5 protein-coding genes are annotated in these 4,924 nt (G+C 63.9%); 2 read left to right on the top strand and 3 right to left on the bottom strand.

From position 1 onward, the window contains the following. Window positions 1–9: 9 nt before the first annotated feature. The 3 genes from xth to QRO93_RS13000 form a co-directional block, all read right to left on the bottom strand. The gene (gene xth, locus QRO93_RS13010) at window positions 10–792 is read right to left on the bottom strand and encodes an exodeoxyribonuclease III (protein ID WP_180880044.1); all 783 of its coding nucleotides are present in this window, start codon (window positions 790–792) and stop codon (window positions 10–12) included. A 164-nt stretch (window positions 793–956) separates the two neighbouring features. Beyond that, the gene (locus QRO93_RS13005; protein ID WP_180880042.1) at window positions 957–2,366 is read right to left on the bottom strand and encodes a coniferyl aldehyde dehydrogenase; all 1,410 of its coding nucleotides are present in this window, start codon (window positions 2,364–2,366) and stop codon (window positions 957–959) included. Between the two features lie 83 nt (window positions 2,367–2,449). Continuing rightward, the gene (locus QRO93_RS13000; protein WP_180880040.1) at window positions 2,450–3,376 is read right to left on the bottom strand and encodes a hypothetical protein; all 927 of its coding nucleotides are present in this window, start codon (window positions 3,374–3,376) and stop codon (window positions 2,450–2,452) included. Between the two features lie 375 nt (window positions 3,377–3,751). Between QRO93_RS13000 and QRO93_RS12995 the strand changes: the two genes are divergently transcribed. Then, a complete protein-coding gene (locus QRO93_RS12995; protein WP_180880038.1) occupies window positions 3,752–4,120 on the top strand; it encodes a hypothetical protein in 369 nt (122 codons plus the stop codon). Window positions 4,121–4,242: 122 nt separating this feature from the next. Beyond that, window positions 4,243–4,812, top strand: a complete 570-nt coding sequence (locus QRO93_RS12990; protein ID WP_180880036.1) for a hypothetical protein — start codon at window positions 4,243–4,245, stop codon at window positions 4,810–4,812. The last annotated feature ends 112 nt before the right edge of the window (window positions 4,813–4,924 follow it).

Below are 4,924 nucleotides of genomic sequence, written 5' to 3'. Positions count from 1 at the left end.
CATGGGAGATCAGTCGAGCAAGCTCGACGCTACTTCCACCCAGGCCGGCGCATGGTCGCTCGGGCGTTCCCAGGTACGCGGCTCGCGGTCGATGCCCGAGGCCACCGCACTGCGCTTCAGCGCGTCGGAGACCAGGGTCAGGTCGATGCGCAGGCCGAGGTTGCGGCGGAAGCCGGCGGCACGGTAGTCCCACCAGCTGAAGGTGCCCGCCTCGTCGTTGTGCAGGCGGAAGCCATCGTGCAGGCCCAGCTGCAGCAGCTTGTTCAGCGCGCCGCGCTCGGCGGTGGAGGTCAGGATGTGGTTTTCGTTCCACACCTCCGGGTCGTGCACGTCGCGCGCGTCCGGGGCGATGTTGAAGTCGCCCATCACGATCAGCTTCGGGTGCCGCTGCAGTTCTTCGGCGATCCAGGCATGCACCGCCTCCAGCCAGCGCAGCTTGTACTCGTACTTGTCGGTACCGATGTCCTGGCCGTTGACCACGTACAGGTTGATCACCCGCAGGTCGCCGAAGGTGCCGGCGATGACGCGCTTCTGCTCGTCCTCGAAGCCGGGAATGCCGATCTGCACGTCCTGCGCCGGCTCACGCGACAGCAGCGCCACGCCGTTGTAGGTCTTCTGGCCGGCGAACACGCTGCGGTAGCCCGCGCCGATCAGCGCCGAATCGGGGAACTTGTGGTCCTCCAGCTTGGTTTCCTGGATACCGACGATGTCCGGGCCGAAGTCCTTGAGCCACTGCTCCAGGTGCGGCAGGCGGACATTGAGCGAATTGACGTTCCACGAGGCGATCTTCATGGGGGCATTCTACCCGGGTGGGGTCTGGTAGACGCCAACCCTGGTTGGCGCATGGGGTTCACGCGTGCCAACCAAGGTTGGCACCCACCAGAAGGGGCCGCGCGGGTTGGCACCTACCGGGTAGTGCCGGCCGCTGGCCGGCAACCCCATGACCCCCGCCGGCACTACCGCACGAGGAACTTCAACAACCCGGCAATCTTCGAGTACGGCGGCCGCAACCGATCGCTGGCCGCCCAGCGCGACTGCCACAGCACCGGCAGCCGCTTGCTCATCGCATCGAACCCGGCCCGGCCGTGGTACGCGCCCATGCCGCTTGCCCCTACCCCGCCGAACGGCAGGCCATCGGCCGCGAAATGCAGCAGCGTGTCGTTGACCGTCACCCCACCGGCCACCACCTGGCCGAGGATGCGCTCCACCGTCGCTTTGTCATGGCTGAAGGGATACAGCGCCAGCGGCCGATCGCGGGACAGCACGTCGGTCAACGCGGCATCCAGATCCGGGTAGGCCCGTACCGGCAGGATCGGGCCGAAGATCTCCTCGCGCATCAGCTCCAGGTCGTCCGGCGGGTCCAGCACCACGGTCGGCACCAGCAGGCGCTCACGGTCGGCACGAGCCTCATCCACCTGCGCCAGCGGAATGACCGGTACGCCGCGTTCGCGCGCCTGCGCCAGATAGCCCTGCAGGCGCCGGTACTGGCCTTCGTTGATGATGCGCGTGTAATCCTCGGCATCGCTGAAATCGCCGTAGCGCTCGCGTACCTGCTGCTGCAATGCCTGTACGAACTCGCGCTGGCGCACGGTGTCGATCAACACGTAGTCCGGCGCGATGCAGGTCTGCCCGGCGTTGAACCACTTGCCGGTGGCCAGCCGCGTTGCGGCTTTGTCCAGTGGGAAATCGCGGCAGACGATGGCCGGCGACTTGCCGCCCAGTTCCAGCGTGACCGGCACCAGATGCTCAGCCGCAGCAGCCATCACCTTGCGGCCCACCGCCGTCGAGCCGGTGAACAGCAGATGGTCCAGCGGCAGCGAGGACACCGCCGCGGCCACGTCCGCCCCACCCTGCACCACCGCCACCCGATCGGGCGGGAACACGCTGGCCAGCAGATCGGCCAGGAATGCACTGGTGCGCGGGGTGTGTTCCGAAGGCTTCAGCAGCACGTGGTTGCCGGCGGCGATGGCGGTGGCCAGCGGCACCAGTGCCAGCGTGACCGGGTAGTTCCAGGGCGAGATCACCCCGACCACGCCCAGCGGCGTCGGTCGCAGCTGCGCGCGCGCCGGCCACAGTTTCCAGCCGGCGCCGACCCGCTGCGGCTTCGACCAGCGTCGCAGGTGGCGGCGCAGATGGTCGATGGCCGACAGCACGCTCATGCCATCGGCCAGTTTCGATTCAACATGGGCGCGGTGGCCGAAATCCTCGGCGATGGCCTGGGCCATCTCATCCAGGCGCGGCTTCAGCGCCTCGCGCAGGCGGCGCAGGTCGGCTTCACGCTGGTCGAGCGAGGGGCGCTGCGCCTGCCAGGCGCTGCGCAGGGTGTGCAGGATGGCGGGGAGCTCGGTCGGCGTGGTGGTGGTCATGGGCCGATTGTAGAGTCGAGCCGTGCTCGACTCGCATGCCAACTTTCACGCGGTGGCCAAGAGGATCAAACGGCTGCGTAGGCTTACTCGCCCTCATATTCCAGCCGCCAATCACGCAGGATCTCGACCTCTCTCGCGAGCAGCCCGACCTCTGCCCACGGAACGTCCGGCCATACTTCGTCCGCCGCCGGAAGCATCCGCAAAGGACGACCCGTGCTTCCTGTGAAGAAGTGGGGCATGAAGCAGTACGGCGCATCTCCCCTCTCGCTGGGCGTCTTGACCAATGTTACGAATACCGCACTCGATGGCGTCTTCGGCTTGGCGCCCGAGCACCAGGGATGCGAGGTGAAAGCATCCGGTACCTGCGCGCCAATCCGATTGAACTCCGCGACGCTGGTCACCTTGCCCAGAGAGAAACGGCGCACCCGCGTCTCATCGTCATCCAACCCCGTCTCGATCAACCAGCCCCAATTGTCGTGCGCTGTACCACCGTAGTCGCAGGTCACCAATGCTGCGTTTGGTGCTTCGTTGTTCCAGGACAGCCAGACCTTGTTCGTTTCGCACGCTGCTTTTATCAGGGGTGATCTTTCCTCGATCTGCACGTTGCCCTGACGCGTCGAGTTGATGACCGCTTTCACAACTCGGCGGTCGCTTGCCAGCCCGGCTGGATCGCGCCACCTCCACGTCCACTCTACGGGCAGATGGCGTCGTGACTCCAGGGGGTTCAGTCCCACCCCGAAGTAATAGTCACCGCGAAAGAAGAATGCGGAGCAGGTTGCTTGCCACCCGGTGCCACAATTGACCTCCGGATAATCCGTATAAGCCGGCCGAGGCCGCAGGTACTCTGCGTCCAGCGGGACCCACCCTGCGTCAAGCAGCAGCCTGCGTACCTGTGTGTACTCCATGCCTTCTCGCACACCAGTAACCTTGTCGGCTGCTGCTCGCTTCGGGGGCATCGCCGGTGATGCCCCCGCCACGACGGACACTGCAACTAGAAGAAGGCCGAACATGATCTGCTCTGGTTGGATGGCTTCTTCATGCTAGTTGGCGCGTGGGCGCATTGCCCGGATTCGAGCCATGCGCGCCACGTACTGTCGGATTCGACCAGAAACCCCCTAAAGCACCTCGCCAGTTGCGTCCATTCATGCCCTCGCACAGCGAAGCGCTTAGATTCGTACTTGTTTCATAGCCAAGCTGGTTTACGCGCCTCAGGATAATAATTTGCCGAAACCAGATGATGGGAGAAATGTGAATAATCTCCGCCTGCTTGGCCAGCTGGGTTCTGATCACTGGAGCCGCCGTCGCAGCAAACCCACCCATTGATTACGCTAGGGTCGTCAATGCCAAGATCTCAAAAATGCAGGGACATTGGGTGCGATTTCTTGATGTCTCAGGCTCCTAGGGCCACCGAGCATCCTATCGACTATTCGAAGTTCACCAATGCGGAACTGCGAGGGGCAGGGAATCTCCTGGTCAGATACCTGCTGACAACAGACAATCCGTGCCTGACGATCCAGTACCTGAAACCCGGTCATCCACGCGTCTTCCTGCGCGATCGGACGATCTTTTCGCTCGGCGATGCCCGTTTCGATCGCGACTTCGCCTTGGTCGACTTCAAGACACTCGATTTCCACGATGACCGTCTGGATGTAGAAGTCGAATTCGCTCCATCACGAAGAGGTCGCAAGCCGATCAGGTCGTGCTCCATCGCGCTGCAGCCTGATTCCATTGGCGATCTGGTATGCAATCGATGATGGTAGGGCTTGCGATGGCCGCAGTACTGTCTCTGACTACAGCGTCGACGGCTCCCCGGCCGGCCCAGTCCTCCATCGCACTGACTACAGAGCGAGAGTATGTCCCGATGGTGGGCGACAGCTTGGCGTCGCTTGTAGGCGAATTGGACGGCGAGCCCGCCCCTGGCGCCGCTATCGACCGGGTGCTGACCGCGTTGCAGGAACGACTGAAACGCACCTCATGCAAGCCAGCAGACCCTGGCAATGCACAGTCGGAGCCACGTGCCATCATCTGTAGCGCACCCGATGCAGGACGCCTCTTTCCCTACTACGCAGCACTGCGACGGGCGGCGACACCGGCGGAGCATGACCGGCACGGCCGTCGCTTCCTGGAAGCCTATGAGACGTTGCTCAGGGATGCACCGGATGTCGCCCTCACGCGACCAAGCGAGGATAAGGCGGCAGATGGGTTGTTACATGTGCTCTTTCCGTTCGAGGCCTGGGATAAGAAGCTGAACATTCCACGCCATGACGTCCACTTCCCGTTCGTTCCTGTATGCAACCTCGTTGTCGCTCGCGCTGCGCGTTGCCCGAGAGCCGACCAGTTGCGCAGGCAGATCCGCCAGGCAGGCGATGAGAGCGCGCAGCGTCGGTTCTGCATCGAAGCGTTTTCAAGGCGGCAGTTTGAGCCCAGCGATGGATGCTCGGAGTAGCACGTCCTGCGGTTGGGGTCAGAGCCCTTTCGCATGCGAAAGGGATCCGACCCCAGTCGCCACCCCACAAACAGAAGGGCCGCGGTCTGCACCGCGGGCCCTGAAAACCGGT

Origin of the sequence: Stenotrophomonas maltophilia group sp. Smal17 (assembly GCF_030237045.1) — a bacterium.
Lineage (GTDB): Bacteria > Pseudomonadota > Gammaproteobacteria > Xanthomonadales > Xanthomonadaceae > Stenotrophomonas > Stenotrophomonas forensis.
The sequence above is the reverse complement of the archived record's forward strand: the minus strand, read 5'-3'. Positions and strand labels throughout refer to the sequence as shown.